Source organism: Streptomyces sp. ADI95-16, from assembly GCF_003721495.1.
Classification (GTDB): Bacteria; Actinomycetota; Actinomycetes; order Streptomycetales; family Streptomycetaceae; genus Streptomyces; species Streptomyces goshikiensis.
Genome location: NZ_CP033582.1, coordinates 540,366 through 564,666, shown reverse-complemented (window position 1 = coordinate 564,666; position 24,301 = coordinate 540,366). Strand labels below are relative to the sequence as shown.

Below are 24,301 nucleotides of genomic sequence, written 5' to 3'. Positions count from 1 at the left end.
GGCCAGTTCCGCCAACGCCGCAGCACAGCGCCGGTATCTGACCCATGCTCGTCTCGGGCCCCACCAACCACCCCGGGGGAGACAAGGCATGGCACACCTGCACTACACCTGCTGGAACTGCGACGAGGACTGCGTCGTACACGGCGACGGGTGCGACTGCTGCGACCTGGTCGAAGTCCCCGACGAATGGGACTGCTGGAACTGCGGCGCGCTGAACTACACCCCCGACGACTAGCGCCCCTCTCCCCCTCCCCCACTGCACGACGCCGAAGGGCGCCGCCGGAGACCCACACCGGCGGCGCCCTTCGGCGTACCCGCTTGGAGCCCCGATGCCCACCACCGCCCCCTCCCCCGCCATAACCTGCCCCGTCTCAACCACCCAGGCTGCCGCGCCGCTGGCGGAACTGTCCCTTGAGGAGCGCCTCACTCTCATCGACGCGGCGATGACCGCCCGACTGGAACAGGCGGCCATCGCCTACGAGGTCAACACCGCGCACATCCCCACCGAGCCCATCGATCTGACCCACGTCGTCACCGTGCCGCTGACCCCTACGCTCCAGCCGCCGGAGCCCTACCCGACACCCGTCGCCGCCCTTCTCCAGCGCACCCACCACCACCTGTTCACTGGCGGCTGGTGCTCCGGCACGCTGGTCGACGAGGACGGCGCCCGCTGCCTGGTCGGAGCCATCCGAGCGGAGGCTGGCGGCGACAGCGGCCTGGAGGCCGACGCCTCCTCCGTGCTCCTGGACGCGATCCGCCGCAGGTTCGGCGACCACGTTGACTCCGTGCCGTCCTTCAACGACGCGCACGGCTCGGCCCTCGTCCCGATGCACATGCTCGACCAGGCTGCCGATCTCGCCCACGCCCGCGGCCTCTGACCGCCCGCTCCGGACCACCTGCCTCGCACCCGACCCCCTGCGGCCGGGTACGGGCCAGGCCGTCCGGCCTGCACCCCCGCCCACCACACCGCCCAATCAAGGGAGAGCGCCCCGCCATGCAGCCCATCAACCGCCAGCACGTACTGAACCGCCCGACGGACGCGATGTACACCCTTGACGAGCACACGCCCTACCGGCACGGCCGCTACGAGTTCACCCCGCTCCCGCTGATCCAGCGCGGGCTCGCCTACCACGAGGCCGGCCATGTCGTGCTCGGCCAGCTCGTCGGCTTCACCTGCGAGCGCGTCCGGATCCACACCATCACCCGCGACGGCGTCACCGGCTGGACCGGCGCCACCACCTGGGCCCAGTCCTTCGGCAGCTACCTGGACATCGCCGTGGTCTGCGGAGCCGCCGGTCAGGCCGCCGGCCTCCACCAGCTCGCCGAGTCCGGCCGCCTCACCCCCGAGACGGCGAGTCTCACCGTGGCCGAGCACGACAAGCAGATGGCGCTCAGCATCCTCACCGCCGAGGGCGTCCAGGTCACCGAGACCGGGCCGGCCCCCGACGGTGGCCTTGCCTGGGACCACGTCATGGCCACCGCCGAGCAGCGCGTCGACTGTGAGTGGGACCGCATCACCGCTGTCGCCGAAGCGCTCCTCGCCGCGCCCGACTTCACCCTCACCGGCGCCCAGGCCGCGCAGTTCGCTGGCATCACCGTCGCCTGATCCGCGCACCGCCCACCGGCGACTGGAGAGACAGCCCGTGCTCATCCCCCGCCCGCGCTGTCGGATCGGCCGGCCCCGCCCGCAGCGCCCCGGCCCCGGTTACCTACACCGCCCCGACCTCCTGCCCACCGCCTGGAGCAGGTGATGCCGTGTCTGCGGAAGGAGCGCCGCCGTCGCGAGGTGAACCGGGTGCCCCGCTGGGACGCGGCGCTGCCCGAGTACGCGGCAGCACGGTGCCCGACGGGCTCGTCACCCGCAGGCAGTTACGGGAGATGGGCCTGAGCCCCGGCAGCAACTGCGGCCCGGTCGCGATCCTGCGCTGCAAGCTGTGCGCCACCCGGCCGCAGTGGTCGTGCACCCACCCCACCCGCGGCTTCCTGCTCCGTGTCGACCTCGCGAAGCCCAAACTCGTTCCGACGCTCGCCCAGGAGCGGGCCCTCGATCAGGCGATGGCAGCCCGGCAAACCTGCGGCGAATGCGGCCGCCGGTTCTACATCTGCCTCTCCAAGAAGCTCGGGTGCTGCCTGGAGTGCTTCGACGGCACCCCTGTGGACCCGAGCAGCTGCATGACAGCACCGGCCCCGGCCACGCACCGGCTGGCCGCATGAGCCAGCCCCGTCCCGACCGCACCGGCCGGGACGGGGCCCGCACAACCGGGCGGCCGCAGCACAGGCAAAGGCCGGCCGCCCGCTCCTTCACCCTTCGAGATCAGGAAAACCCCCAGCATGACGCACCGGCCCGCCGTCTTTGCCGCCCTGCTCGGACTGACCCGCGCCGGAAGCGCCATCGGCGACTTCTGGGTTAACGCGGCAAGGATCGTGTCCAGCATGTCGCGTGTCTCGGTCCCGCGGCTCGCGGCCGGGGGCAGCGGTTTCCTGCTGCAGAGCACCGGTGTCGCGATTGTGCGGCGTCACGGTCTGGCCTCGCGATTCGCTCTTGTGGGTGGCCGCTGATGACCTCCATCGACGCTACTCGAGTCTGGGTAAACCGATGGCAGCTGGGTCGTCACCGGGCGAAGATGCAGCCATGCGCTATGCCAACACCGACCCCGAGCTCAGGGAACTGGTCCGACGATTCGTCGCGCCCGGCCGGCGGTATATGCGGCTGGGTGGTAGCTCGCTGCGGTTGAGTGGGCCTGAGCGCGAGTCGTTCGTGAGGGAGTTGGTCCAGGCTGCCGGGGAGATCACTCCCGCTGAACTCGGCATCCTTTTCGAGGGCGGGTGGCGGGAGTGCAGGACTGCCTCCTGGCTTGTTGCCGTGTCCGGCAGGACCGAGTTTCGCAGCCGCATCGGCGAACTCCTGCTGGCCAGCGGAGGCCCCTACCGCGGGGCTTTCTGCATCGCTCTTGCCGCCTTCGGCACCAGCGCGGACGCCGATCTGATCTGCAGATATCTTGATCGCTACTTGCCTCAACCTGACCTCGTCTGGGACCAGACCGAGGTTCTCAGCACGCTGCTTCACCTCGATGTCGCCCTTGGGACTGAGCGAGCAGCCCCATACGTTGCCGCTGGTGGCCTGTGGCAGCAGTGGGCCGATGCCACGCCGAACGTGGTGCGGGATCCGCAGGAGTACCGGCAGGTCGTGGATCAGCTCTGTTCCTTCATCAGCGAGTGCGCTGAACTCTTTGCCGTAATGAAAACCAGGCACTGAGCTCTTCATCCCACAGCGCTGCTGATCTCGCCCCTGTTGATCACGTTGGTGTGACATTAGCGGCGGGGCAGGGGGGCTACGCCCTTGGCGTCGTCCCCCTGCCTTTGATCCGGGACCGTGGCGGACGTACTGAGCTGGCGGCGAAGCCGCTGGACTTCGTCGTCCTTGGCGGCCAGGACCGATAGGAGTAGCTGGTGGCGCTCCTTGAGCTGGGTGAGCTCGGTGTGGGTGCGGGCGAGTTTGCCGGTGATCCGCTGGTTGAGGTCACGCAGCCGTGCGATGCGGGCCTCGCGCGGGTCGGGTTGCTGGCCCGCCGCCCAGGCGGCTGCCCTTCGCTTCTCGAACTCGTTCTTGAGGTGGCCCCAGGTCCGGTAGAGGGATGCGCGGGAGATGCCCGCCTCGCGGGCGAGCGTCTTGACGTCGCAGGCGCCGCCAAGCGGGATCTGTCCGGCCAGCAGCCGGTCGATGGCCGCGCGGACGCGCCGTTCGATCTGGTCGCGCTGCTGAGGGCTCAGTGCCATGTCATCAGGCCTTTCCGGCTGCCTTGTTGATCTCTTCGAGAACCCGCATGGACCGCTCGTGCTCCACTCGCAGCCTCCCGGGCGGGGATGCGAGGGCTGGCCAGCAGGGCGGCGCCGTTGTCAGCCGAGGTTTGCCAGACAGGGCTCTCGACGGCCTCTGTCCCCCTTCGGCCGTAGTCGTCACGGAAGAGCGGGCAGAACCGGCCACCGGTGTGGCCGGCCCGGCCAGGGTGCGGGCTCCGCTGCCGTTGTTCGAGGCGATCGACCGGCTCCCCGTGGCTGTCGAGCACCGCGAGGGCTACAAGCGGGACCTGTACAAGCACTGGAACCTCGGGTTGAACGCCGGGGACGGTTGCGACACCCGCAAGGAGGTCATCCTCGCCGAAGCCGTCGAGGCGCCGCAGGTCGCGGCCGGCTGCAAACTGACCGGCGGATCCTGGCGCAGCGCGTGCGACGACATCGTGGTGACGGACACGGCCCGACTCGATGTCGACCATTTCGTCCCCTCGCCGAGGTGTTCGACTCTGAGCAGGTGCCGTGGTCGGCGGGCCGGCGGGAGGCGTACGCGAACGCCAGGCCTCCCCGGACACGCTGATCGCGGTCTCCGCCGCCTCCAACCGGTCGAAGGCCGACAAGGACCGGCCGAGTGGCTGCCCTCTGACGGCTCTTACCACTGCACGTACGCCGCGACCTGGGTCGGCACCAAGCTGCGCTGGGACCTGGCCGTCGACGAGAACGAGCGCCAGGCCCTCCTCGGGCTCGCCGAGGACTGCCCCACCGCCCTGTAACCCGTCGGCCGGCCGTAGATCGCTATCCACCGATTATCAGCCATCGTCGGTCGCTTTGGGTTTGCTGCGACAACGCAGGGTAGCCATCGGCCGCTCGGGCGACGCCCGGCGTGCACAACCAGCCGACACTCGATCGCGCGTCCCTCTGCGTGAGACGCGCCGTTAGGAGCTCTTCATGGCCGTATCGACTGCTCAGCCCACGAATGACGACGTCCCCGAAGCAGCAGTGGAGCCGCCGCATGGGCGGTCCGGGGAAGAGACCGAACTCGACCTCGTCGCGTACGCGGGAGGGGGTCCTTGTCCAGAATACGGAGACGGTGAGGTCCGCTACGGTGCCCAGGCTCTGGAATCCTCCTTACCGGACGGCGAGGGAGTGGGGGACCGGACCGATCTCGCCACCACACCGGTGGACGATCTCGCGGCCGCCCCCAGGACCGGCTGGGTGCCGGTGTCCTCGGACTGGATGGCGGGCATCCCCGACCACGTCAATATTCGGGACATGTCCATCCCGGGCACGCACGAATCTGCCGCCTACCAGGAGAACGTGGGGTCGGCGGGGTACGCGCTGTGCCAGAGCAGGGACCTGGACTGGCAGCTGACCAACGGTGTCCGGTACCTGGATGTTCGGCTCCGCCGGATGGACTCCAAGGTCTTCTCCGTCCACCACGGCGACTACTACCTGAAGCAGATGTTCGGCGATGTTCTGCAGAGCTGTCGGAGCTTCCTTTCGAACCACCGCTCGGAAACCATCCTGATGCGGATCTCGCAGACCAAGTCCAACGCGTCGGCCCAGGACTTCACGCAGACGTTCAACCACTACCTCGACACGTACTGGGGTGGTTCGGGAATGCGGAGCGACTTCCACATCAGCTCCGGCTTCCCGACCCTCGGGCAAGCCCGAGGAAAGATCGTTCTCATGTCCGGGTGGCCCTACCTGGGCTACGGACTGCACTTCAGCAATGAGAACGTGTTCGACCTACAGGACATGGCCAGCAGCCCGACGCCCCCTGGCAAGAAGGACGCGGTCCGCAACCATCTGAGCCGGGCCGTGAACACCGCGTCGAAGCAGAAGATGTTCGTCAACCACACCAGCGCATACGGCACGCCTGTCATCGGTCTGACCCCCTGGGGGTACGCCCAGCAGTTGAATCCCTACACGCTCGGACTGCTCAACGGCGTCGCCGCGGGGAAGACCACGGGCGTGATCGCGATGGACTACATCGACCGCCCCGCCGGCAGCACCAGCGGCGGGAAGAACGATCTCCCCCTTGCCGTCCTCAAACTGAACCAGTTCGCCGGCACACCAACCGGCCCTCGCGCCATCAGCTCCGGCACCACGCAGGGCGCGGCGGTGACGGGACCTGCGTACCAGGGCGTTCAGAACCAGAGTTTCCAGTTCAAACTGGCAGGCCTGGGCTCCGGCGGATTCACCTACCGGATCGAGAACGTGTACAGCGGCATGGTCTTGAGCATGAACGCCAACGGGTCGGTGACCGTCCAGCCCTCCGGCACCTCGAACGACCAGCACTTCTCGCTTGTCAACCAGGCAGATGGCTCCGTCGGTATCCGCAACGCCCACAACGGCCTGGTCCTCGACATGTCCAGCGCGGGCACGGTGACGGGCCGGGCCTACGCCGGCAACACGAACCAGAGCTTCAACCTCTTCACCCAGGGTGACGGTTCGACAGGCATCCGCAGCAAGTACTACTGGCTCGGCGCCTGATCAAGCAGGTCTCCACCGCACCCGACGGTAATTGGCATGGTCCGGCCCCACCTCGTCGGCACCACGGCGAGCCCGGCAGCCCCGCCGCAGACCACAGTCTGCGGCGGGGTCCCGGCAGGCCTGCGGCCTGTCCCAGCCCGGGACGGACCAGGCTCATCGTCTGGGACGGGATCAGTGCCACCTCGCTCCAGCCCCCGGCGCCGGTGTAGGTACGCAACCACAACGCGTTGTTCCCCGCCGTTGTGGGCGTAGAACAGCTTGCCTTGGCCAGCGGTCAGAGCGGGAGCGAACAGGGTGCCGTCCGCGCCGATCCGCCCTTATCCGCTGCGGCCGCTACCGGCGCCGTCGAGATCCCGTGCACGGCAGGTTCGGCTCCGGACACACGAAAGCACGGATCGCCGCCGATGTGGCGACCGACCGGGGGCTCAAGGGCGCTCCAGTATCTGGGTAGCAGGGGTCCGGGAAAGGGTGCAGCACGTCGGTGCAACGCGCTCGCGCACCAGCGCATTGCACGCGTTGTGCCAGGTCAAGACCGCAACACACGGTTGCGTTCGACGGCCTTGCACCGCCTGTGTTGCAGGGCACCCGCGTGCGGACGGCGGGACTACCTCCCGCCGTCCGCGCCCCAGCCGCCGAGGAAGTCGGCCAGGGCGCGGCGCAGCTCTTCCTCGCGGCGATCTGCTGCGCGAGCACGGTGCGCTCAGGCGCTGGAGTTCGGCCGGCTCCAATGCCTCCACCTCCCACTGCACCGGGCGGCGAGGGCCGAAGCCGTAGCGGCGGGCGAAGGCTGGCCACCTCGGGTCGCCGCTCTTGCCCTCGGTCGCCAGGAGCCCGTACGCGCGTACCTGCTCGTAGGTGAGCAGCACCCTGGTCACCTCGCTCCAGCGGCCCGTCCGCTCCACCCGGTCCCGCTCGATGTCCTCGCCCGAGCAGTCGAGTCGCCTACGACGAGTAGACAGGCTTCGCGTTGCTCGTGGGCGACGCGGTCGCGGACGACGTCGGCGTAGGACTGGGGGCTGAAGCCGCGGACCACGAGCACGGGGATGCCCGCGAACTCGAGCCAGCCGGTCAGCTGCTGTCAAGGGGGTCCTTCTCCGCGGCGACGGGCGACGTACAGGGCCCGCTTCTGGCCCGCGGAGCGGTCCAGGCGGAACCAGCCGGGCATCTCGGCGACGAACGCGTCCGCGTCCGGCCAGGCCGGCGGGACGTGCACTTCGCGGACGGTGTCGATCAGGTCGGGGAAGCGGCCCTCTCGCCGAGCCTGGGCCAGCTGTGCGGACAGCCGCCGGTACATCGGCGGCGTGTGCGGCAGCACGCCTTCGGAGACGAGTCGGTACAAGACCTGGCGCAAGGTGACTTTCAGGGGTGCGTACCCGTCCACGATCTGCCGCGCCCGTTCGCGCCCTGTCCCTCCGGGGCCGCCGGCCCTCGGCTATGGATGGACCTCTCCCCTCGGCTATCGCGAGGAAAGACACCTCATGCAGTTAAACCGTCAAGCCGTGGGGTGTTAGGCCGTCTCTTTCGGATCTTGCCGAGGGTTCGGCCCTGGGCCCAGCCGACGCGCAGGGGTCGGCTGAGGGTGCCCGTCGGGCGGGTGGATCACCAGAGCGTGCCGAAGAACCGTGTCCACCAGGTGGGCCGCGCTGCCAAGTGCTCCAGCGCGCTGGGGCCCTCGTAGTCGCTCTCCAGCAGTTCCTCGGGGACGCTCACGTAGCCGAGTTCGGCCAACGCCCGCTCCACGGTAGCGAGGTCTGCCGGGTCCAGTACCCCCTCCTCGCGGGCCTCGTCCGTGCCGAGGAAGGCCCCCGGATTATCGGCGCAGACCTCGGCGAGGGAGCCGAATTTGCTCACACAGACCACGATCCGCGTCCCGCAGACCGTCGCGCCCGCGGGCACGCGGACGCGCCCGTACTCGCTGGAATCCTGGCTGTCCCGCTCGAACTCGCACGGGACCCCGAAGTCCGCTTCGAGTCGGCGCACCAGCCCGCCGAACGCGACGCCGGTCGCGGCGCGGTCGTAGTGCAGCGGCCGTTCCAGCCGTTCGGGGTCGTCGAGTTCGCGCAGCAGGGCCGGCAGTTCCATCTCGCTCATCGCCGTCTGCCCATCCTGCCGCCCGGCGGGCGGGAGCGGAGGGGCAGGGGTGGCGAAGCAACGGCAAGATCTGAGAGCGGCGGCCTAGCCGCCCCATCGCGTCCTCAGAACCTCGGCCCAGTCGCTGGCTTCCGGACCCGGATCCTCCAGCTGTGGCACCGGACCGGGAGCCGTCTCGATCAAGTGCACGAGCGTCCAGGCGACGCCGTAGCAGTCGTCGGGGCCGAAGCAGGTGGCCAGGGCAGCGGCCTCTTCGGGGGTGACAGGGCGGGAGATCGCCGTCAGCTGGCGGTCGCGCCGGTCGACGTCTTCCTCTCTCGCGTCCCAGTCGGGAAGCGGTCCGTCGGCGACGAACGTCTGCACTTCGGGTCTCATGACTGAATGATCGTCTCTCCTGCCGCCCCTGAACAAACTCCCCCGTCCTGTTCATGCGGTGGCTGTTCCTGCTGGCTGGGACTCTGAGGGGAAGGCGATCGCTTCATCGAATGGGATGCGGGCCAGGAGGAAGGTGGCCCCGGTACGGGCCGTCGCCTGGGTGACGGCGTCCACGAGCACGGTGAACGGGCACCCGGGCCAGCCGCTGAGCTCCACCGCGAAGGGGCCGATGGCGGGTCGGTCGAACGTCAGGGTGATCGGCCCCGCGGCGCTGACGCAGGACTCGATGTCCCTCACGAGGGCGTTGACGTCGACGTCGTCGCGGCCCAGCCCGATGGCGTGCAGGAGCGTGGAGTGCATCCCGCCAGCCTCCACACTCCGCAGGCCTGGCGGAGTGAGGTGCTGTGTAGGCCCGCATTCGGAATGTCCTGTTCCGTCGTGACGACCTGGACTTTCCCGGCCGTCTCGTTTGAGGGACACCGCACTTCTATCTCACGATCTTGGCCTTTGTCCGCCGGTCCAGACGGTCATCAGTCGGCATCTGCGGCGATCGGGTGCCTCGGCGGTGTGGCGTCTGCCCTTCTGGGGGTCCGTCGATTGTCATGGACAAGGTGAGGGGAAATGCGCGTGGTGGATGGCTGACTCGGATCGCGCACAGGCGCGGGGCCAGACAAAGGCGCCGCCGCGGTACGGGCGCGCACGGTGCCAGCGGCTTGGGCCGGTCCCAATGGCTTGTGCTCATGGCGGCCACCCTCCCCGGCCTGGCCGCGGTGTTGGCGCTGCTGTTTACGTGGAGGGAAGTACGGATCGCCGAACAGGGACAACTCACGAGCCGGTTCAACGATGCGATCACCAACCTCGGGTCACAGTCGTTGGACGTACGCTTCGGGGGGATCTATGCGCTGGAGCGCATCATGCAGGACTCACCTCGCGATCAGCCCCGGATCGTTGCGGTCCTCTCGGCGTACCTACGACGCCACGCACCCGTTCCGGCGACCGGCTTCGCGAAGGAGTCAGAGGACTTGGAGGAGGCACTCAAACTCCGCCCCTCCACTGATGTGGCGGCTGTGATGAATGTGCTGGCCCGCCGCCATCCTCGCCACGACGGAGGTGCACAGGTCGATTGGAATCGAACAGACCTCCGGGGCCTGATGTTGTCCACCTGGGACATCAGAGACATCGCAAAGATCCCCAAGGCCGGCGAATTTCCCAGCACGCGTTCCTCATTCAGCTTCGTGAACATGGAGGGCGCAGACCTGCGACATGCAACGTTCTCGGGAGTAGACCTGCGGAGCGCATTCGCCAGTGAGGCCAACCTGAGTGGAGCACAATTCCTGCGCACAGACCTCAGCGATGCCCAACTGTACGGAGCGGACCTGACCCACGCGAATATCATTGAGACGGATCTGACCGGTGCAGATCTCAGCAGCGCGATCCTGCGCGAGGCGGTACTGAGTGCACCGGACGCGCCAATCCCCACCAAACCGTCCAATCTGGCCAATGCGGTGCTCTGGGATGCGGATCTCACAGGTACAAGCCTTGCCGGATCGAACCTGGCGGGGGCGATCCTGGTTGATGCCAACCTGACGGGCGCGTCCCTGGCCGGGGCGCACCTTCACGGCGCGAAGTTCAGCGCGGCTGACAAATCCCTGCAAGCCAAGATCCTCTCTGGCACCGTCACAGAAAGCGCGAACCTGACGAACGCCAACTTGATCGGCGCCGACTTAACGGACGCTGACCTGCGCGGTGTGAACCTGACCGGCGCAAACCTCACCAACGCTGATCTGCGAGGGGCACAGGTGACCGGAGCCAAGCTCACCCGGGCCAAGACCAACGGGGCTCGCGGACTACCGCCCTCCTCCACCCCGGACTGATCTGGCAACCCCCAGTCAGATCACACACCAGGAACGAACGCCGTCCTTCAGAGCTCGGTGCAGTGAGAGTCCGCCGACGCGAATGAGATCGCCTGTGAATCGGCCGGCTTGAGGACTCGCGCGGCTACGACGCAGCCAAGAAGATCAACGGCAGGAAACGCCACATCGTCGTCGACACACGGGGACTGCCACTGCTAGTCATGGTCACCCCCGCCGACATGACTGACCGCGACGCGGCCAAGGAAGTCCTCTTCCGGCTCAGGCTCATGCACCCCGAGATCACCATCGTCTGGGCCGACTCCGCCTACGCCGGCCAGCTCGTCACCTGGGCCAAGAAGTACCTCCGCCTCACGATCAAAACGGTCAGCCGACCCAAGGACGCCACCGGATTCGTCGTTCTGCCCCGCCGTTGGGTGGTCGAGCGCACGTTGGCCTGGCTGATGCACGCCCGCCGCCACGCGCGCGACTACGAACGACTCGTCCAGCACTCCGAAGCCCTCATCACCTGGGCTGCGATCACGTTGATGACACGGCGAATCACCCGAGGCCGTGAAAGTCGAACCACACGCTCAGCGTCCGTGGACGTCCTGCCTCAGGCAGCTTGACGACAGGAGCTCATCCCTACAGCCCAGCCTGAGCGAGCAAGGACTCGGCCTGTTGTCGCGTGAGATTCGGCGGGACCGGTGTGGCTGGCGGACACGTATGGGTGCCGCGACTGAACGACAGCATCCACTCGGCAACGGGGCCATCGGGCTCCAACGTGGCCACAACCTGTTCACGCATTGCCGACGGGATATCCCCGGCCGGGCCGCGATCGCGTTCCTGACGAAGACGTCCTGGTCAGCTGCCAGCAGGTCACGCAGACCGGGAGGCAGGTCCGGATGTGCGGCGCCGGCCTCCCGGACATCGGAATCCGGGTCGGCCGCCAGTTCCGGAGTCGGTACGGCATACGCGACCGCGGCAGCACGGGTCGCTGGATCTGCCAGCAGTCCGGGCAGGAGGTCAGGAGGAGGGGCGAATGCCCGAACACTGTCGCTGCGGATGCCTGGATCGGCGTCTGTCAGCAACATCCTGCGGACATTGTCCGGAGCATCGCGCCAGCGCTGGATGGCCGACGACCGCACACTGACCTCTGAGTCCGCGGCCAGGAGCTCCAGCAATTCCGCCGGCAGATGCTCGTTCATCGCAAGGAACGACCGCACGGAAGGGTCCGGGTCAGCCGCAAGACGGGCGAGCAACCCCAGATGTTCGTCCCTGACACTCGCCGCTACCGCACACCGAACGGACGGCTCCGGATGCTCCGCGAAGCGGGCCCTGATCCGAGAGGGCACGGAGGAGTTCGCAGCGAGAGTCCGTACGGAGCCGAGGTCGATGATCTCCGCTATCAGTTCATCAGTCAGGTCCCGACGCAACAACGCCACCGAGCGCCGAGCCCCCGGGTGCTGGAGCAAGCGGCGCACCGGGTCAGCGGGCAGGTCCTCTTGGGCCGCTAGAGCACTGAGTTCGGCATCCAGATCCATGGAACGCAGAGTAGGCCTCGGGCCTGGAAGAGGACGCCCCAAACCGATCTGCCGCCGCAGCCGGACGCCCAACTTGTCATGGGCGACTCAGACACAGGTACTCAGCGCCTCTCAGACCTCGGGCACGGGCTCGCGGCGATGACCTGGGCGATGCGCAGCGGGAGGCCGTTGAGGATCGCCTCGGTGATGAACATCCTGCGGAAATCGTGAGGCTGGAAGAGCAGCGGATGCCCGGGGCCGGGGTCAGGAGAAACGCGGCCGTGCGCACCGGGGTGGATGCCTGGCATCGCACCGGGAGGACTCAACGGCCGGCTTCCGGACCTCGGTGTGGGTCGGGATGGGGCCGGTGTGCGCGCTGGTCGTCCTCGCGCACCGGACGCGGCGCGGTGGCGTCCTTGCGCGACCCATACGGCGGGCGGTGCGCAGTTGGGCGGCGAGCATGGTGGAGGCCATGGCCGCGCGGTCGTGGCGCAGCGGGATGCGGGGAATGTCCCAGTCCCCCTCTTCCGACGGCGGCGGAGGCGGAGGCGTGTCAGGTCGCCCGTGCCGGCCGTGGGCGGCTGATCCGGGTCAGGTGCGGCCGTGGGGTGGCGCCTGCGGGTGGATGGCGGGTCGGCCAGAGCGCGGCGGGCGGTGTAGAGGCGGTACCCGCCATGAGGCCCCGGACGGTCTTGGGTTCGCTGATGTCCACGCAGTGCGCGGCGAGGGCGGCGTCCACGATCTGTTCGTCCAGGCCGGGATCGTGGCGGCGGCCGCGGAGTACGAGGGCGAGGTGGCGGGCGGGCTTCGGCGAGCAGGTGCCGACGGTGGAACCATCCGTCGCTGTTCATCGCGAACACGACCACGGTGACGTCGAGGGCCGCCAGGGCAACGTCGACGATCTGGGCGACCCGGGCCCGGATCGCGACGGCTGCGGCACGGGCGCGCTTGAGGAGGGAGTCGATGATGCTGGCCATCACGCCGGAGTTCAGGATGGCGTTCGTCTTCCACCACACGCGCAGCTGGGCGAGCGGCTGGGTCTTCCGCTTGGGTGAGCGCGACTTGCGAGCGGCGATCTGGTTGAGCTTGGTCCGGGCTCTTTCGGAGACCACGGGCAGGAACCTCGGCTCGTCCTTGTCGTCGACGGCGGTGACGTAATCACGCTCCAAGTCCTGGCAGCATGCTTCGGCGCCTCACCACAGCGGTGACCCGAGTTCACCGCACACGCCCTTCCGTACCCAGCCCCCCGGCACCACGCCGGGGGCTTCGTGAGGATCAGTCGAGGACCGACCGCAGCTGACGGTGGTCTCACACCCCGACAGCAGGGCACGGCGTGCCTGCGAGGGCACATGGGATCCGACGCACACAATGCCCGTGCATATCTGATTCATGAGAAAAATCCATGCTGAGTTCATGACACAAGGAGTGCGTGCCGATGGATCTGGAGCTCACGGACAAAGTCGCCGTCGTCACCGGTGCCAGCAAGGGCATCGGCCTTGCCATCACCGAGGCGTTCCTGCGTGAGGGCGTGCGTGTGGTCGCCGGCAGCCGTTCCGAGACCCTTGAGCTGGCCGCGTTGCGCGAGACCTATGACGTGGCCTTCGTCGCCGGCGATCTGGCTACCAGCGAGGGCGTGGATGCACTGATCCAGGCGGCGATGGAACGGCACAGCAGGATCGACGTCTTGGTCAACAACGTCGGAGCCACAGAGCCCCGCACCGATTTCCTCGCCATCGACGACGCACAGTGGCGGCGGGGCTTCGACCTGAACTTCTTCAGCGCCGTCCGCGCCAGCCGCGCCGCGCTGCCGCACCTGCTCGCGGACGGCGGAGGCGCGGTCGTCAACATCAGTTCCATCAACGCCCGGCTGCCCTTCCCCACGGTGGTGGACTACTCGGCGGCCAAGGCCGCGCTGACCAGCCTTACCAAGGCGCTGTCGGAGGAGTTTGCGCCGCGCGGCGTACGGGTGAACGCCATCGCTCCGGGACCGGTCCGCACCCCGTTCTGGACCGCCCCCGGCGGCTTCGCCGAGGCCGTGGCGGCCAGCGCGGGGACCAGTGCCGAGGAGGCCATGGACGTGGTGGTGCCCCAGCAGATGGGCATCTCCACGGGACGCTTCACCGAACCTCAGGAGGTCGCCAACCTCGCGCTCTTCCTGGCCTCGCCCCGCGCCGCGAACATCACGGGCGCCGAATTCCTCATCGACGGCGGCCAGACCAAGACGACCTGAGCCCGGGCGCGACGGTGCCGCGGGGAATCCTCTTCGGGGCTTCATGGCATAACCACTCGGGCGGCGCGGATCGACTTCAGCGCGGCCAGGCCCCAGCAGATGCCCCTTCCGACCCGGCGAACCTAGGCGGCCACAGCACTAGCCGTGCCTCTGGTGGGCTAGTGCTGGGGCGTTTTGAAATCCGGAGGGGCACCGTTATGCGATCGTCGGGACGTAGATCCACAGCACCATGGCCGTGCCGTGCCGTGCCGTCCCGGCGGCGTACGAGGCCGAGCTGTCGGCCGTACTGTTCCGGGGGGGCTGGGCCGACGTCGACCTCGTCGCCAGCCTCGACTACGCAGGCTGGCTCCCGGCCTCGGACATCGCCTCAGCGTCCGACTTCGGGGTCCGGATGGATCAGTGGGTCGCTCGTGTCTTCGGGGTCCGCGGTTTTGCTCAGTGAGCGCTGGTCCCTCGCGGTTCAGCTGGCAGGTCGGTGTTCGGCCCGGGGCCCGGCCCCGAAGTCGTGGCCCAGACACCACCCGCAAGGTAACCGGCCTCGCCTCGTCGGACGGCTCGATTCCCAACATCGGGCGTGTCGTTGGGCGGGAGTCAGCGTTGCGTGCAGGCGAGCGACGCGGCAGTCTCCCAGGCGAACCCGTCCGGGTCGGTGAAGGCGTCGGCGGTGCCGCCGAGGACGACGCGGTGCGAGCCGGTGCCGTCGGCGGGGACACCGAGGTCCTTGGCCAAGGCGCGGCGCTTGTACAGCGCCAGCTTGACGGGGCTGGACTGACCGGGGGCGAACTCGACGTACTTGCTGCCGACGCTCTTGGCCACGGTCAGGCCCCTGTCGGCGTAGTACTGCTTGGTGGCCTTCACGGCCTCGACGCCGATCAGCAGGACCACCTCGTCGATCTCGCGGGTGGCGGGTCCGGTGTCCTTCTTCGCCGAGGTCGCGATCTTCCAGATCGTCCCGTCCGGAGCCTGCACGACGCCGCTGTAGCCCCACAGTGACTTCGCGGCGGGCTTCAGGACCGTGGCCCCGGCGTCCACGGCGGCGCCGACGAAGCCGTCGACGGTGGCCGGGTTGGACACCGTGAGCGCCAGGGTGAAGCCGCGGAAGCCCGTGGAGTGCGCCTCGGACGCCCGCAGGCGCACGTACGCGTCCACGCCGAAGGCGCTGTAGAAGCGGCGGGCAGCCTCCAGGTCGGCCACCTCAAGGGTGACGGACGCGAGGGACGTGTTGGCTGTGGTGGAAGCGGTGGTTGCCATGACCATCACGCTAGGGGCTGCACCGCGGCCGCGGCTTCTCGATTCCTGACCGGCTGCTTCTCAGCTGGTGTCTGAGCCAAGAATCCGGGGCCGGGCAGCGGGCGGGCTTTCGCCTTCTGCCCGGCAGGCGCTCGGCTGGTCAGGTCCTTCGCCGGGAGCCTGCCCGTGGTCAGGTAGACCGTGGCGGTCTTGTCTGCGCAGGAGTTGGTGCCGTTGACGATGTGCCCCTCTCCGCTGGCGACGCTGACCATCCTGGTTTCGCACAGTGATGATCGTCCTTGCTGGAGAAGCCGCCCGTCACCGGTCAATTCCCGGTGAGCTGCTGATGGACGCACTGCCTGTACTGCTGGAAACTGTCGGGCTGATAGCACTCCTGCGTCTTGTTGGCGTACCAGACGAAGAGGACGGTGACCAGAACGGACACCGCGATCGCGATGGTCGAGGTCACCACGCCGGTGAGGGCCTTGCCCCGGCCGGTACCGGTCCGCTTGGCCGTCGTCAGGGCGACGATGCCCAGGATCAGGCCGATCCCGCCGAACAGGCCGCCGATGAAGAAGACCGACGTGCTCAAGCCGATGATGCCCAGCACCATGGCGGCCCCGGCCAGTCCGTTGGCCGATGCCGTGTGATGCGGTGGCATCTCTGTTCCTTGCGTGCTCATCAAACGTCCTCCGGTCAACTGTTCAGGACACGATCCTGGCCTTCGGCGTCGCGGATGCGCATCGCGGGAAGGCGGGAGAAAGTGCTCCCTCGATCGGGGGAGGCCATAGGTGAGCTGCCCGGTCATACTGGGGCGATCAGGCTCAGGGGACTCCGGCCGCTGCCGCGCGGCTCCACGGGCCGACATCCGGTATCGCTCCCGGGACATCGGGGCGGCACCCTGGCCGGAAGCCCCGCGTGCCGGGTATCCGGTACGACGCCATCGACCGCTGCGAGCCCCCGACCGTCCCTGTCCGCCCGGGCTGCCCCGCGCTGATTCTGGGCCCGGAGGTCGGCGCCGTTCATCTTTACGCGAACGCGTTGTAAGTCAAGTACCGCCGAACCCTGATCGGGAGATGCATAAAGGGTTCATATAAATCCGCTATGCTTCAGGCATGAGTCGCCGAGACGCCGCGCACGGCGCTTCCGATGCCATCGGGTCAGCCCTCTACGGTCTGGCCACCAGGGCCGTGAGACGCCTTCCCCGCGACATGAGCCTGACGTCCGCCGCCACCTTGGCCACCCTGGACAAGACCGGCCCGCGACGGATCACCGATCTGGCGGTCGCCCAGGGCGTCACCCAGCCCGCGATGACCGTCCTGGTCCGGGTGATGGAGGAATCCGGGCTGGTCGAGCGGAAGGGCGACCCGTCCGACAAGCGGGTCACGCTGGTGTGCCTGACCGAGGCCGGCGCGTCGTACGTCCGGACGCGACGCCAGGCGGGCGTCGACGCGTACGCGCGGTTGATCGACGAACTCACCGGTGACGAGGTCGAGGCCTTGGCGGCAGCCCTTCCGGCGCTGCTGCATCTGGCGGAGCTCGAAAGCCACGCCCGAGAGGAATCGGACCGGTGACCGCGGCCCAGGCTCATGACCAGCCCATGAGCACTGCCCTGATACGTTCCGAGGCACGTCTGCTGGTCCCCGCCCTGATGTTCATCGCCCTGGTCGTGGCGGCGGTCGCCAGCCTCGGGACGCCGCTCATCACCAGCGTGGCGACCGCGTTCCACGTCTCCCTCGACAGCGCGCAGTGGACGCTGACCATCGCCCTGCTCAGCGGCGCCGTCGCCACACCCGTCCTCGGCCGGCTCGGCGCCGGTCCGCACCGGCGGGCCACGATTCTCGCCACGCTGGCGATCGTCGTCGTCGGCAGCGCGCTCACCGTGCTGCCGCTGCCGTTCGCCTGGCTGCTCGTGGGCAGAGCGGCCCAAGGCGTCGGACTCGGTCTCACGGCGCTCATGATGGGCGTGGCCCGCGACCATCTTCCCGAGGAGCGCAGCGCGGCCACGATCGCCCTGATCTCAGTGGTCTCCATCATCGGAGCCGGCGTCGGCTACCCGCTGGCCGCGCTGCTCGCCGAGTTCGGCGGACTGCGGGCCGCCTACGGCCTCGGCCTGCTCGTCACCGCCATCGCCTTCGTGACCGCGTGGCGCTCGATGCCCGCAGCTCCCGAAGGCCGCTCCGCTCACGTGAACGTGGCCGGTGCGCTCGTCCTCGCGGGTGGACTGCTCCTCGTCCTGTTCCTGGCCGGCGAGAGGAGCCTGTGGAGCCGACACCTCGCCGTGGCGGTGACCCTTGCCGTCGCCGCCGTACTCCTGCTCTGCGTCTGGACCGTTTCCGAACTGCGAACCAAGACGCCCCTGGTCGACGTCCGGGCGGTACGGCACCCGGCGGTCGCCGGGGCGAACCTCGCCATGTTCGTCGGCGGGAGCGGCATGTACCTCCTGCTCACGCTCATCACCCGCTACGCGCAGACGCCGCACAGCGCCGGCTACGGCTTCGGACTGACCACCTTCGTGGCGGGGCTGGTCCTCATCCCGTTCTCCGTGCTGGGGTTCGTCGCCGGCAAGCTCACGCCGCGGGTCCGGACGCGGATCGACGGCCCCCTGCTCCTGGCCGGCAGCGCCGCCATCGTCGGCGGCGGGTTCGTCCTGTTCGCCACCGCCCGGTCCAACCTGGCCGAACTGCTCGCGGCCATGGGCGTGCTGGGCTTCGGCGTCGGCAGCTTCTCGGCCGCCATGCCCGGCGTCATCCTGGCCGTCACCCCCAAGAGCGAGACGTCGAGCGCCATGAGCTTCAACTACGTCGTCCGCAGCGTCGGGTACTCCCTGGGCAGCGCCATCGGTGGTCTGGTCCTGGCCGCCGGCACCGCCACGGGCCGTCTCTTCCCGGACGACGACGCCTACACGACCGCGGCGCTGGTCGGCGTCGCCGCGATGGCGATCACGACGATGGCCAGCCTCGCCCTCGCCCTCGCCCGCCGACGCTCACCCGAGACCAATCCGATCACAGCCCCAGTGGGTGTGCCGGGCGTGGGCCGGTCGAGTCGAACCGGAAGCTGAGGATCGAAGCCGCCGTCCGACTTCGACGCCGTCTCCGTCGGCTCGCTGACCCACAGCGCGCCGGCCGTGGATCTGAGCATGCTTCTGAGCATCGATTCCGAACACAGGAGGTACCGTGACCAAGGGCTATTGGGTCAGCGCCTACCGCACCATTGCGGACCCCGAGAAGCTGGCTGCCTACAACAAGCTGGCTGGTCCAGCCGTCGAGGCCGCGGGCGGGCGACTGCTCGCCCGCGGCAGCCGGGTCGTCGCACACGACGCCGGAATCGCCGAGCGCACCGTCCTGGTCGAGTTCGACAGCTTCGAACAGGCGGTCGCCGCACGTGCGAGTGCGGCCTACCAGGAGGCGCTGGCCGCACTTGCTGACGGCGTCGAGCGCGACTTCCGCATCATCGAGGGCCTCGACTGACGATCGAGGCTGCGTCGGCGACGAACACGAAGCCGACTGCGGGGCTCACCAGCGGCCGATGTGGGTCATCAGGGCGGCGTAGGGGTTCGGGGTCGCGATGTTGGAGAAGCGGAACGTGCCTCCGGGGCGGCACAGGCGGGGGCAGAGTGGTGCGGATCAGGGCTCGGGCGAAGCGTTCTTCGAGGTAGTCGAAGGCCTCCGGCCAGGACCAGGTCGAAGGGGCCGTGGTCGGCGGCCGGGTGGGCGGCGGTGCGCAGGACGTTGCCGGGGCCGCGGCGGTCTGGGCGCGGGTCGCGGGCGGCAGGGCGTGAGGGCGTACTGGAGGGCGCCGGGTTCGACGTCGTTGAGGACCAGGCGGTTGGCGGGGTGTAGGAGAGCCGGGTCGACTCGGCGCAGGTCGGCGGCGCCTCCGGATGCCATCAGCAGGGTACGGCGGCCGGTGGCGCGCGCGGGGGCCGTGCTCGGGACGTCCGCCGGGTCGCTCCCGAGTGCGGACTCGATGAGCGCGGCCTGGTGGGCAATCTTGTTGCGGTGCTGGTCGGTGATGGGAGCGTGCAGGAGGTAGTCGTCGAAGTGGAGCCCCAGGTGCCGGGCACGCCTCCGGGCTGACCGCGCAGGACGTACTCGATGATCTCGAGGCGGGCGCCGGCGGCGGGTCGGTGCGGGCACCAGCCGTGTGCTGATGCGCCGGCACGATGGTTGAGTCGACCGATACGTCCCAGTCGATCTCGCCTGCGGCGTCGGCCGCGGCCTCAACCTGCTGGAGCAGGCGCTCCCACGTCCCGTCGGCCGACCATAGCCGATGCCGTTCGTAGACGGGCTTCCGTGGACCGAACCGTTCCGGCAGGTCACACCAGTGAACGCCGGTCCGCACCCGGTGCAGAATCCCGTCGATCACCTGCCGGTGATCCCGCCACCTGCCACAACGCCTGTTGCTGACCGGCAGGAACGGCCGCAGCCGTTCCCACTCAGCATCACTCAGAACACCCCGCCCCATGCCCATATCAACGGCCTGGACACGCGGTAGTCACACGTGCAACCAGACAAGCCCTAGCCGGACGGTCGAATCGCAGCGAACCGTGCACTCATGGCAGGACCAAGGTGCTCAACAAGGCCATATCCAGGCTGGTCCGGCCACGGCAGGCTGAAGAGGAACGAGGTGACAATCACCGTGGTGACCTCGGGGACATCGAGACGAAGCTGCTCTTCCAGGAACCGCAGCGTGACACGCCAGTCCGTCTCATCGCCTCCAAGGAACGACGCTACGGTCTCCTGAACAACGTCCCAGAAGAACACGTGGGACAGGACGTCGTGCTCGTTGAAAACGTGCGCGTCAAACAAGTCCTCGAAGCCCGGCACAGTAGCCACCAAGTCCCGTACCAACTGCACATCTCGCTCCACGGCGCACCCCCTCCCTAGGCGCTCAGGATAGATCCACTGCCGCATCGAACATGATCGGCCGGCCAAGTCCTAGTGTCCTGAGTCTTAAATTTCCATATAGTTGAGTCATGACGCGCCCGGGACCGAAGCTTGCGCCGCTGGATCTGACTGATGCTGAGCGATCGGTGTTGGAGGGTTGGGTGCGGCGGCGTAAGTCCGCGCAGGACATGGCGATGCGGGCCCGTGTGATTCTGGCCTGTGACGATGTCGGGGAGGACGGCTTTCCCGTGTCGACGCGTGTGGTGATGGAACGGGTCGGCGTGTCCCGCGACACCGTCTCGAAGTGGCGTAAGCGTTTCCTGGCGGACCGTCTCGACGGGTTGTCGGACGAGCCGCGTCCGGGCCGGCCCCGCACGGTGATGGACGAGCAGGTCGCCGATCTGATCGCCCGGACGCTGGAGTCGAAGCCGGAGAACGCCACGCACTGGTCGACCCGGTCGATGGCGAAGAAGACCGGGTTGTCGCAGTCGACCGTTTCCCGGGTGTGGCGGGCTTTCGGCTTGCAGCCGCACCGGTCCGAGACGTTCAAGCTGTCCACGGACCCGTTCTTCGTCGACAAGGTCCATGACGTGGTGGGGCTGTATCTCGATCCGCCTGAGCGGGCGCTGGTGCTGTGTGTGGACGAGAAGTCGCAGATCCAGGCACTGGACCGGTCCCAGCCGGTGCTGCCGATGATGCCCGGGGTGCCCGAGCGGGCCAGTCACGACTACGTCCGCGCCGGCACCACCACGCTGTTCGCGGCCTTCGACGCGGCCACCGGCAAGGTGATCGGGTCCCTTCATCGCCGGCACCGGGCCGAGGAGTTCAGGAAGTTCCTGAACAAGCTCGACAAGGAGATCCCTGCCGGACTCCAGGTCCACTTGATCTGCGACAACTACGCGACCCACAAGACCGCGGCGGTCAAGAAGTGGCTGCTGGCCCATCCCAGGTTCCACATGCACTTCACGCCCACCAGCTCGTCCTGGCTGAACCTGGTCGAGCGGTGGTTCGCCGAGCTGACGAACAAGCGGATACGGCGAGGAGTCCACAAGTCGGTCCAGGCGCTGGAGAAGGACATCCGCACCTGGATCGCCACTTGGAACGAAGACCCTAAGCCTTTCGTATGGACCAAGACCGCCGACCAGATTCTCGAATCCCTCGCCTCATACTGCCGACGAATTACCGACTCAGGACACTAGGGCCTGTGTGATGTCGTGATCAGCTTCTGAGTTCTTCCCTCTTCGTGGGGTGGAATCCGGTAGGACTGTGGTCGTGACGCGTAGGCAACTCACCAATGCTCAGTGGAAGTTCATCGAGCCGTACCTGCCGATCGGTAGGTACGGCCCGTACCCGGAGCGGTTGCGGGAGCAGTTCGAGGGTGTGATCTGGCGGTTCCGCTCCAGTGCCCAGTGGCGGGAGATGCCTGCCGAGTTCGGCCCCTGGGCCACCGTCTACGGACGCTTCCGCGTCTGGCGGGACGCCGGTGTCTTCACTGCCCTGCTGGAAGGCCTGATCGCTGAGGGTGCCCGCGTGGGAAGAACAGACTTGTCGCTGGTCAGCGTGGACTCCACCACGGTCCGTGCCCACCAAGACTCCGCAGGAATGCGCGTCAGCAAGCACCTCATGGAGGCCCTGGAAGAAGCCGTGCAGGAGCAGGAGACAGCCCGGCAAAAAGGGGCGGACCGGAGGAACAGAACGGACAGGCCGAGCGTCGGGCCATCCGGCGCAGACGTAAGCTCCGCCTGAAGGAAGCCCTGCTCGGAAGGTCCAGGGGCGGACTGACCAGCAAGATTCATCTCGCTGCGGACCGCAGGTGCCGTCCGCTCGCGCTGGTCCTGACCGCCGGGCAGGCCGGGGACAGCCCGCAGTTCATCCCCGTGCTCGCCAAGGTTAGAGTTCGCCTGCCCGTCGGCCGCCCCCGCACGACGCCCGGCGCGGTCGCCGCAGACAAGGCCTACTCGTCCCGCGGCAACCGCGCCTACCTGCGCAAACGCGGAATCAAGGCCGTCATCCCGGAAAAGCGGGACCAGGCCGCCAACCGGAAGAAGAAGGGCGCCCGAGGCGGCCGCCCCGTCAGCCACGACGCCGACCTCTACAAGGAACGGAACACCGTCGAACGCCTGATCAACAAACTGAAAGCCTGGCGAGGCATCGCCACCCGATACGACAAGACCCCGGACAGCTACCTCGCCGGCCTCCACCTCCGCGCCGCAATGATCTGGATCGACGACCTCCTGAAGACCGCCGAATGATCACGACATCACACAGACCCTAGGTGGGAGGGCTGCTGGCCGAAGGCGGTGACGATCGCCTCGTGGATGCCGCGGGCTCCGATCATGGGGTTGGGCAGGTAGATCACGCTGGTCCTCCGGGTGGTTGGCAGGGCCGGGGCATTCGCCGGTCAGATCGGTGAGGTCGACGACGGCCGGCACGTCGCCGAGGGCCGCGTAGTTGACCTTGTCCGCGAGCTCGGACCGGTGGGCGGTGTCGATCAGGCCAGGCCGGGCCTTGGGGTGCGAGTGACGGCTCATCTGGAAGGGAGGCGCGGTGCCTGCGTCCTGTCCGTTGTTGCCTTCCACGCCGCCGGGTTAATGCCGGTCAGGACGACACGGGTAATCGGGCAGACCGGCCGGCAGGCTGCGGGCATGGCTCAGGCCTCGGTGATCATCAGGCGCAGGTCGTCGGCTTCCGCGGTCCTGACGGCGTTCCGAGGGTCGTCATGGCGCGTCAGAAGGCGGTGTCGTCGTGGCAGGCGAGGCGTTGTTCGAGGTCGGTGGCCCAGTGGTGGGCCCAGTTCCTCAGGTCGGTGATGGCGGCGTGGTCGAGGCCGTAGGCGTCGAATTCCTCGTCGTCGTACCATTCGGCGCCGGTGAGGCGGTCGTGGAGGTCGTCGAGGCGGAACTCGTCGCGGCCGTGGCGGCGGCCGAGGCTTTCGAGTTCGGCGGTGGTGCGCAGCTGGGAGGCGGCGTGGACGTCGATGAGGTCGCGGACCGCGCCGCGGTCGGCCAGGGCACGGACCTTGGTGCCGATGACGTCGTCGAGGGCGAGGACCGGGCCGTACTCGGTGTGGGCCGGGGTGCTCCACAGGTTCTCTTTGAGGACGTCGACTTCGCATTCGGCGCCGTCCGCCGGGTCGGTGACCATCAGGCGGGCCGACAGCGGGTCGATGGAGATGACGGCGACCCGCCATCCGCGTTTGGTCAGCTCGTGGGTCAGGTCGGCGGTGATGTCGGCCATGGGGGCGGGGTTCTCGGTGGCGACGTCGAGGTCCTGGCTGAGGCGGTCGACGAGGCCGTGGGCCTTCACGGCGTAGCCGCCGGTGATCACGAGCGGGTAGGGGGAGCCGATGGCGATCACGTCGGCCAGGAGCCGACGGTGGAGTGCGCTGGGGTTCACGCCGCGGACGTCGTCCGCGGCCGGGCCGGGAGCTGGGGGAAGCGTTCTTCCCAGACCTGCCGGATGTGCCGGCTGACCAGGGTGCGCAGGACGGGCCACTGCTCGGTCAGCAGGTCGCGGTCGAGGAGCGCGGTGAGGTCCTCGCGCTGGCCTTCGGCGAGGACGGTGCGGTACAGGCTCATCCGCTGCCGGGGCCGGTCCAGGTCGTAGGCGCGCAAGCCGGACCAGGCGACGTGCAGGGGCAGCTCCACCACTCCGTGCGACGGGCCGGCCAGTTCGCCGAGGGAGGCGGGCAGGCGGTTGGTGTACCGCTCGCGCAGAACCTCGGCGGCGGGCGCCGGTGTGAGGGGGGACGAGAGCTGAGCCATGCGGCCAGTATCGCGTGCCACGGGCCTCACTGGTACAGCGGGCGCGACATCCGTCCCGTCA

The 24,301-nt window shown here is 68.5% G+C and carries 28 protein-coding genes and 2 pseudogenes; 18 read left to right on the top strand and 12 right to left on the bottom strand.

The window, feature by feature from the left end; genetic code table 11:
- Positions 1-88 precede the first annotated feature (88 nt).
- From EES41_RS41955 to EES41_RS39480, 6 genes are all read left to right on the top strand, one after another.
- A complete protein-coding gene (locus EES41_RS41955; RefSeq protein ID WP_164496216.1) occupies positions 89-235 on the top strand; it encodes a hypothetical protein in 147 nt (48 codons plus the stop codon).
- 94 nt (positions 236-329) lie between these two features.
- Positions 330-878: a hypothetical protein gene (locus EES41_RS39500; RefSeq protein WP_123083338.1), complete on the top strand. Its 549-nt coding sequence runs from the start codon at positions 330-332 to the stop codon at positions 876-878.
- A gap of 116 nt (positions 879-994) precedes the next feature.
- A complete protein-coding gene (locus tag EES41_RS39495) occupies positions 995-1,606 on the top strand; it encodes a hypothetical protein (RefSeq protein WP_123083337.1) in 612 nt (203 codons plus the stop codon).
- 233 nt (positions 1,607-1,839) lie between these two features.
- On the top strand, positions 1,840-2,214 hold the full coding sequence (locus tag EES41_RS39490) for an RRQRL motif-containing zinc-binding protein (RefSeq protein WP_254211903.1): 375 nt from the start codon (positions 1,840-1,842) through the stop codon (positions 2,212-2,214).
- A 117-nt stretch (positions 2,215-2,331) separates the two neighbouring features.
- The gene (locus EES41_RS39485; protein WP_123083336.1) at positions 2,332-2,559 is read left to right on the top strand and encodes a hypothetical protein; all 228 of its coding nucleotides are present in this window, start codon (positions 2,332-2,334) and stop codon (positions 2,557-2,559) included.
- A 73-nt stretch (positions 2,560-2,632) separates the two neighbouring features.
- Positions 2,633-3,256 carry a DUF6000 family protein gene (locus tag EES41_RS39480; RefSeq protein WP_123083335.1) on the top strand — a complete coding sequence of 208 codons (624 nt, stop codon included), beginning with the start codon at positions 2,633-2,635 and terminating at the stop codon, positions 3,254-3,256.
- Positions 3,257-3,312: 56 nt separating this feature from the next.
- Here the strand turns inward: EES41_RS39480 and EES41_RS39475 are convergent, their stop codons facing one another.
- On the bottom strand, positions 3,313-3,777 hold the full coding sequence (locus EES41_RS39475) for a hypothetical protein (RefSeq protein ID WP_123083334.1): 465 nt from the start codon (positions 3,775-3,777) through the stop codon (positions 3,313-3,315).
- Positions 3,778-4,052: 275 nt separating this feature from the next.
- On the opposite strand from EES41_RS39475, the gene EES41_RS39470 reads away from it, so the two are divergent.
- Together EES41_RS39470 and EES41_RS39465 are read left to right on the top strand one after the other, a co-directional pair.
- Positions 4,053-4,565 carry an HNH endonuclease gene (locus EES41_RS39470; protein WP_254211902.1) on the top strand — a complete coding sequence of 171 codons (513 nt, stop codon included), beginning with the start codon at positions 4,053-4,055 and terminating at the stop codon, positions 4,563-4,565.
- Between the two features lie 373 nt (positions 4,566-4,938).
- Positions 4,939-6,288 (top strand): phosphatidylinositol-specific phospholipase C domain-containing protein, encoded by a 1,350-nt coding sequence (locus tag EES41_RS39465; protein WP_164496215.1) that lies wholly within the window; start codon positions 4,939-4,941, stop codon positions 6,286-6,288.
- Positions 6,289-7,366: 1,078 nt separating this feature from the next.
- Here EES41_RS39465 and EES41_RS39455 read toward each other — a convergent pair.
- The 4 genes from EES41_RS39455 to EES41_RS39440 form a co-directional block, all read right to left on the bottom strand.
- Entirely contained in the window at positions 7,367-7,627 is a 261-nt protein-coding gene (locus tag EES41_RS39455; RefSeq protein WP_164496214.1) for a hypothetical protein, read from the bottom strand.
- Between the two features lie 260 nt (positions 7,628-7,887).
- Positions 7,888-8,379 (bottom strand): hypothetical protein, encoded by a 492-nt coding sequence (locus tag EES41_RS39450; protein ID WP_123083331.1) that lies wholly within the window; start codon positions 8,377-8,379, stop codon positions 7,888-7,890.
- Between the two features lie 84 nt (positions 8,380-8,463).
- Positions 8,464-8,754 (bottom strand): hypothetical protein, encoded by a 291-nt coding sequence (locus tag EES41_RS39445; RefSeq protein ID WP_254211901.1) that lies wholly within the window; start codon positions 8,752-8,754, stop codon positions 8,464-8,466.
- Positions 8,755-8,805: 51 nt separating this feature from the next.
- Entirely contained in the window at positions 8,806-9,114 is a 309-nt protein-coding gene (locus EES41_RS39440) for a hypothetical protein (RefSeq protein WP_123083329.1), read from the bottom strand.
- 380 nt (positions 9,115-9,494) lie between these two features.
- Here EES41_RS39440 and EES41_RS39435 point away from each other — a divergent pair, with 380 nt between their 5' ends.
- From EES41_RS39435 to EES41_RS39410, 5 genes and pseudogenes are all read left to right on the top strand, one after another.
- Positions 9,495-10,628, top strand: coding sequence for a pentapeptide repeat-containing protein (locus tag EES41_RS39435; RefSeq protein WP_164496213.1), 1,134 nt, complete (start codon positions 9,495-9,497; stop codon positions 10,626-10,628).
- A 98-nt stretch (positions 10,629-10,726) separates the two neighbouring features.
- Positions 10,727-11,173: pseudogene (locus EES41_RS39430) on the top strand (transposase); the annotation flags it as partial.
- 1,917 nt (positions 11,174-13,090) lie between these two features.
- A complete protein-coding gene (locus tag EES41_RS39420) occupies positions 13,091-13,285 on the top strand; it encodes a hypothetical protein (protein ID WP_164496212.1) in 195 nt (64 codons plus the stop codon).
- A gap of 277 nt (positions 13,286-13,562) precedes the next feature.
- On the top strand, positions 13,563-14,357 hold the full coding sequence (locus EES41_RS39415; RefSeq protein WP_123083325.1) for an oxidoreductase: 795 nt from the start codon (positions 13,563-13,565) through the stop codon (positions 14,355-14,357).
- Positions 14,358-14,586: 229 nt separating this feature from the next.
- Positions 14,587-14,799: a hypothetical protein gene (locus EES41_RS39410; protein WP_123083324.1), complete on the top strand. Its 213-nt coding sequence runs from the start codon at positions 14,587-14,589 to the stop codon at positions 14,797-14,799.
- A gap of 149 nt (positions 14,800-14,948) precedes the next feature.
- Here the strand turns inward: EES41_RS39410 and EES41_RS39405 are convergent, their stop codons facing one another.
- From EES41_RS39405 to EES41_RS39395, 3 genes are read right to left on the bottom strand one after another with little or no spacing between them, the layout of a single operon-like run.
- Entirely contained in the window at positions 14,949-15,608 is a 660-nt protein-coding gene (locus EES41_RS39405) for a glyoxalase (protein ID WP_174261879.1), read from the bottom strand.
- 5 nt (positions 15,609-15,613) lie between these two features.
- Positions 15,614-15,859 (bottom strand): alpha/beta hydrolase, encoded by a 246-nt coding sequence (locus tag EES41_RS39400; protein WP_123083323.1) that lies wholly within the window; start codon positions 15,857-15,859, stop codon positions 15,614-15,616.
- A gap of 53 nt (positions 15,860-15,912) precedes the next feature.
- Positions 15,913-16,248 carry a DUF4190 domain-containing protein gene (locus EES41_RS39395; RefSeq protein WP_123083322.1) on the bottom strand — a complete coding sequence of 112 codons (336 nt, stop codon included), beginning with the start codon at positions 16,246-16,248 and terminating at the stop codon, positions 15,913-15,915.
- Between the two features lie 550 nt (positions 16,249-16,798).
- Between EES41_RS39395 and EES41_RS39390 the strand changes: the two genes are divergently transcribed.
- From EES41_RS39390 to EES41_RS39380, 3 genes are all read left to right on the top strand, one after another.
- On the top strand, positions 16,799-17,161 hold the full coding sequence (locus EES41_RS39390) for a MarR family winged helix-turn-helix transcriptional regulator (protein ID WP_123083321.1): 363 nt from the start codon (positions 16,799-16,801) through the stop codon (positions 17,159-17,161).
- A 26-nt stretch (positions 17,162-17,187) separates the two neighbouring features.
- Positions 17,188-18,648, top strand: a complete 1,461-nt coding sequence (locus EES41_RS39385) for an MFS transporter (RefSeq protein ID WP_123083437.1) — start codon at positions 17,188-17,190, stop codon at positions 18,646-18,648.
- A 115-nt stretch (positions 18,649-18,763) separates the two neighbouring features.
- Positions 18,764-19,057 (top strand): DUF1330 domain-containing protein, encoded by a 294-nt coding sequence (locus EES41_RS39380; RefSeq protein WP_123083320.1) that lies wholly within the window; start codon positions 18,764-18,766, stop codon positions 19,055-19,057.
- On the opposite strand, the gene EES41_RS43995 is transcribed toward EES41_RS39380, so the two are convergent.
- Positions 19,038-20,054 (bottom strand): IS5 family transposase, encoded by a 1,017-nt coding sequence (locus EES41_RS43995; protein ID WP_302186203.1) that lies wholly within the window; start codon positions 20,052-20,054, stop codon positions 19,038-19,040. The two genes, EES41_RS39380 and EES41_RS43995, sit on opposite strands and share 20 nt — an antisense overlap.
- A 53-nt stretch (positions 20,055-20,107) precedes the next feature.
- Complete coding sequence (locus EES41_RS39370; RefSeq protein ID WP_123083318.1) at positions 20,108-20,458, bottom strand: hypothetical protein; 351 nt, start codon at positions 20,456-20,458, stop codon at positions 20,108-20,110.
- A 107-nt stretch (positions 20,459-20,565) separates the two neighbouring features.
- Between EES41_RS39370 and EES41_RS39365 the strand changes: the two genes are divergently transcribed.
- Together EES41_RS39365 and EES41_RS39360 are read left to right on the top strand one after the other, a co-directional pair.
- Complete coding sequence (locus EES41_RS39365; protein ID WP_123076457.1) at positions 20,566-21,675, top strand: IS630 family transposase; 1,110 nt, start codon at positions 20,566-20,568, stop codon at positions 21,673-21,675.
- Between the two features lie 73 nt (positions 21,676-21,748).
- Positions 21,749-22,728 (top strand): annotated as a pseudogene (locus EES41_RS39360) (IS5 family transposase).
- Positions 22,729-23,203: 475 nt separating this feature from the next.
- Here the strand turns inward: EES41_RS39360 and EES41_RS39355 are convergent.
- Together EES41_RS39355 and EES41_RS39350 are read right to left on the bottom strand one after the other, a co-directional pair.
- Positions 23,204-23,872: a nucleotidyl transferase AbiEii/AbiGii toxin family protein gene (locus EES41_RS39355; protein WP_123083317.1), complete on the bottom strand. Its 669-nt coding sequence runs from the start codon at positions 23,870-23,872 to the stop codon at positions 23,204-23,206.
- Entirely contained in the window at positions 23,869-24,240 is a 372-nt protein-coding gene (locus EES41_RS39350; protein ID WP_123083316.1) for a hypothetical protein, read from the bottom strand. The genes EES41_RS39355 and EES41_RS39350 overlap by 4 nt, the downstream gene beginning before the upstream one ends.
- Positions 24,241-24,301: the final 61 nt, after the last annotated feature.

What these genes read in the sequence shown, in the direction of transcription:
- EES41_RS41955 (WP_164496216.1), top strand. Translation starts at nt 89, where the DNA reads ATGGCACACCTGCACTACACCTGCTGGAACTGCGACGAGGACTGCGTC.
- EES41_RS39500 (WP_123083338.1), top strand. Translation starts at nt 330, where the DNA reads ATGCCCACCACCGCCCCCTCCCCCGCCATAACCTGCCCCGTCTCAACC.
- EES41_RS39495 (WP_123083337.1), top strand. Translation starts at nt 995, where the DNA reads ATGCAGCCCATCAACCGCCAGCACGTACTGAACCGCCCGACGGACGCG.
- EES41_RS39485 (WP_123083336.1), top strand. Translation starts at nt 2,332, where the DNA reads ATGACGCACCGGCCCGCCGTCTTTGCCGCCCTGCTCGGACTGACCCGC.
- EES41_RS39480 (WP_123083335.1), top strand. Translation starts at nt 2,633, where the DNA reads ATGCGCTATGCCAACACCGACCCCGAGCTCAGGGAACTGGTCCGACGA.
- EES41_RS39475 (WP_123083334.1), bottom strand. Translation starts at nt 3,777, where the DNA reads ATGGCACTGAGCCCTCAGCAGCGCGACCAGATCGAACGGCGCGTCCGC.
- EES41_RS39450 (WP_123083331.1), bottom strand. Translation starts at nt 8,379, where the DNA reads ATGAGCGAGATGGAACTGCCGGCCCTGCTGCGCGAACTCGACGACCCC.
- EES41_RS39445 (WP_254211901.1), bottom strand. Translation starts at nt 8,754, where the DNA reads ATGAGACCCGAAGTGCAGACGTTCGTCGCCGACGGACCGCTTCCCGAC.
- EES41_RS39440 (WP_123083329.1), bottom strand. Translation starts at nt 9,114, where the DNA reads ATGCACTCCACGCTCCTGCACGCCATCGGGCTGGGCCGCGACGACGTC.
- EES41_RS39435 (WP_164496213.1), top strand. Translation starts at nt 9,495, where the DNA reads ATGGCGGCCACCCTCCCCGGCCTGGCCGCGGTGTTGGCGCTGCTGTTT.
- EES41_RS39420 (WP_164496212.1), top strand. Translation starts at nt 13,091, where the DNA reads ATGATGCTGGCCATCACGCCGGAGTTCAGGATGGCGTTCGTCTTCCAC.
- EES41_RS39415 (WP_123083325.1), top strand. Translation starts at nt 13,563, where the DNA reads ATGGATCTGGAGCTCACGGACAAAGTCGCCGTCGTCACCGGTGCCAGC.
- EES41_RS39410 (WP_123083324.1), top strand. Translation starts at nt 14,587, where the DNA reads ATGGCCGTGCCGTGCCGTGCCGTCCCGGCGGCGTACGAGGCCGAGCTG.
- EES41_RS39405 (WP_174261879.1), bottom strand. Translation starts at nt 15,608, where the DNA reads ATGGCAACCACCGCTTCCACCACAGCCAACACGTCCCTCGCGTCCGTC.
- EES41_RS39400 (WP_123083323.1), bottom strand. Translation starts at nt 15,859, where the DNA reads ATGGTCAGCGTCGCCAGCGGAGAGGGGCACATCGTCAACGGCACCAAC.
- EES41_RS39395 (WP_123083322.1), bottom strand. Translation starts at nt 16,248, where the DNA reads ATGCCACCGCATCACACGGCATCGGCCAACGGACTGGCCGGGGCCGCC.
- EES41_RS39390 (WP_123083321.1), top strand. Translation starts at nt 16,799, where the DNA reads ATGAGCCTGACGTCCGCCGCCACCTTGGCCACCCTGGACAAGACCGGC.
- EES41_RS39385 (WP_123083437.1), top strand. Translation starts at nt 17,188, where the DNA reads ATGAGCACTGCCCTGATACGTTCCGAGGCACGTCTGCTGGTCCCCGCC.
- EES41_RS43995 (WP_302186203.1), bottom strand. Translation starts at nt 20,054, where the DNA reads ATGGGGCGGGGTGTTCTGAGTGATGCTGAGTGGGAACGGCTGCGGCCG.
- EES41_RS39365 (WP_123076457.1), top strand. Translation starts at nt 20,566, where the DNA reads ATGACGCGCCCGGGACCGAAGCTTGCGCCGCTGGATCTGACTGATGCT.
- EES41_RS39350 (WP_123083316.1), bottom strand. Translation starts at nt 24,240, where the DNA reads ATGGCTCAGCTCTCGTCCCCCCTCACACCGGCGCCCGCCGCCGAGGTT.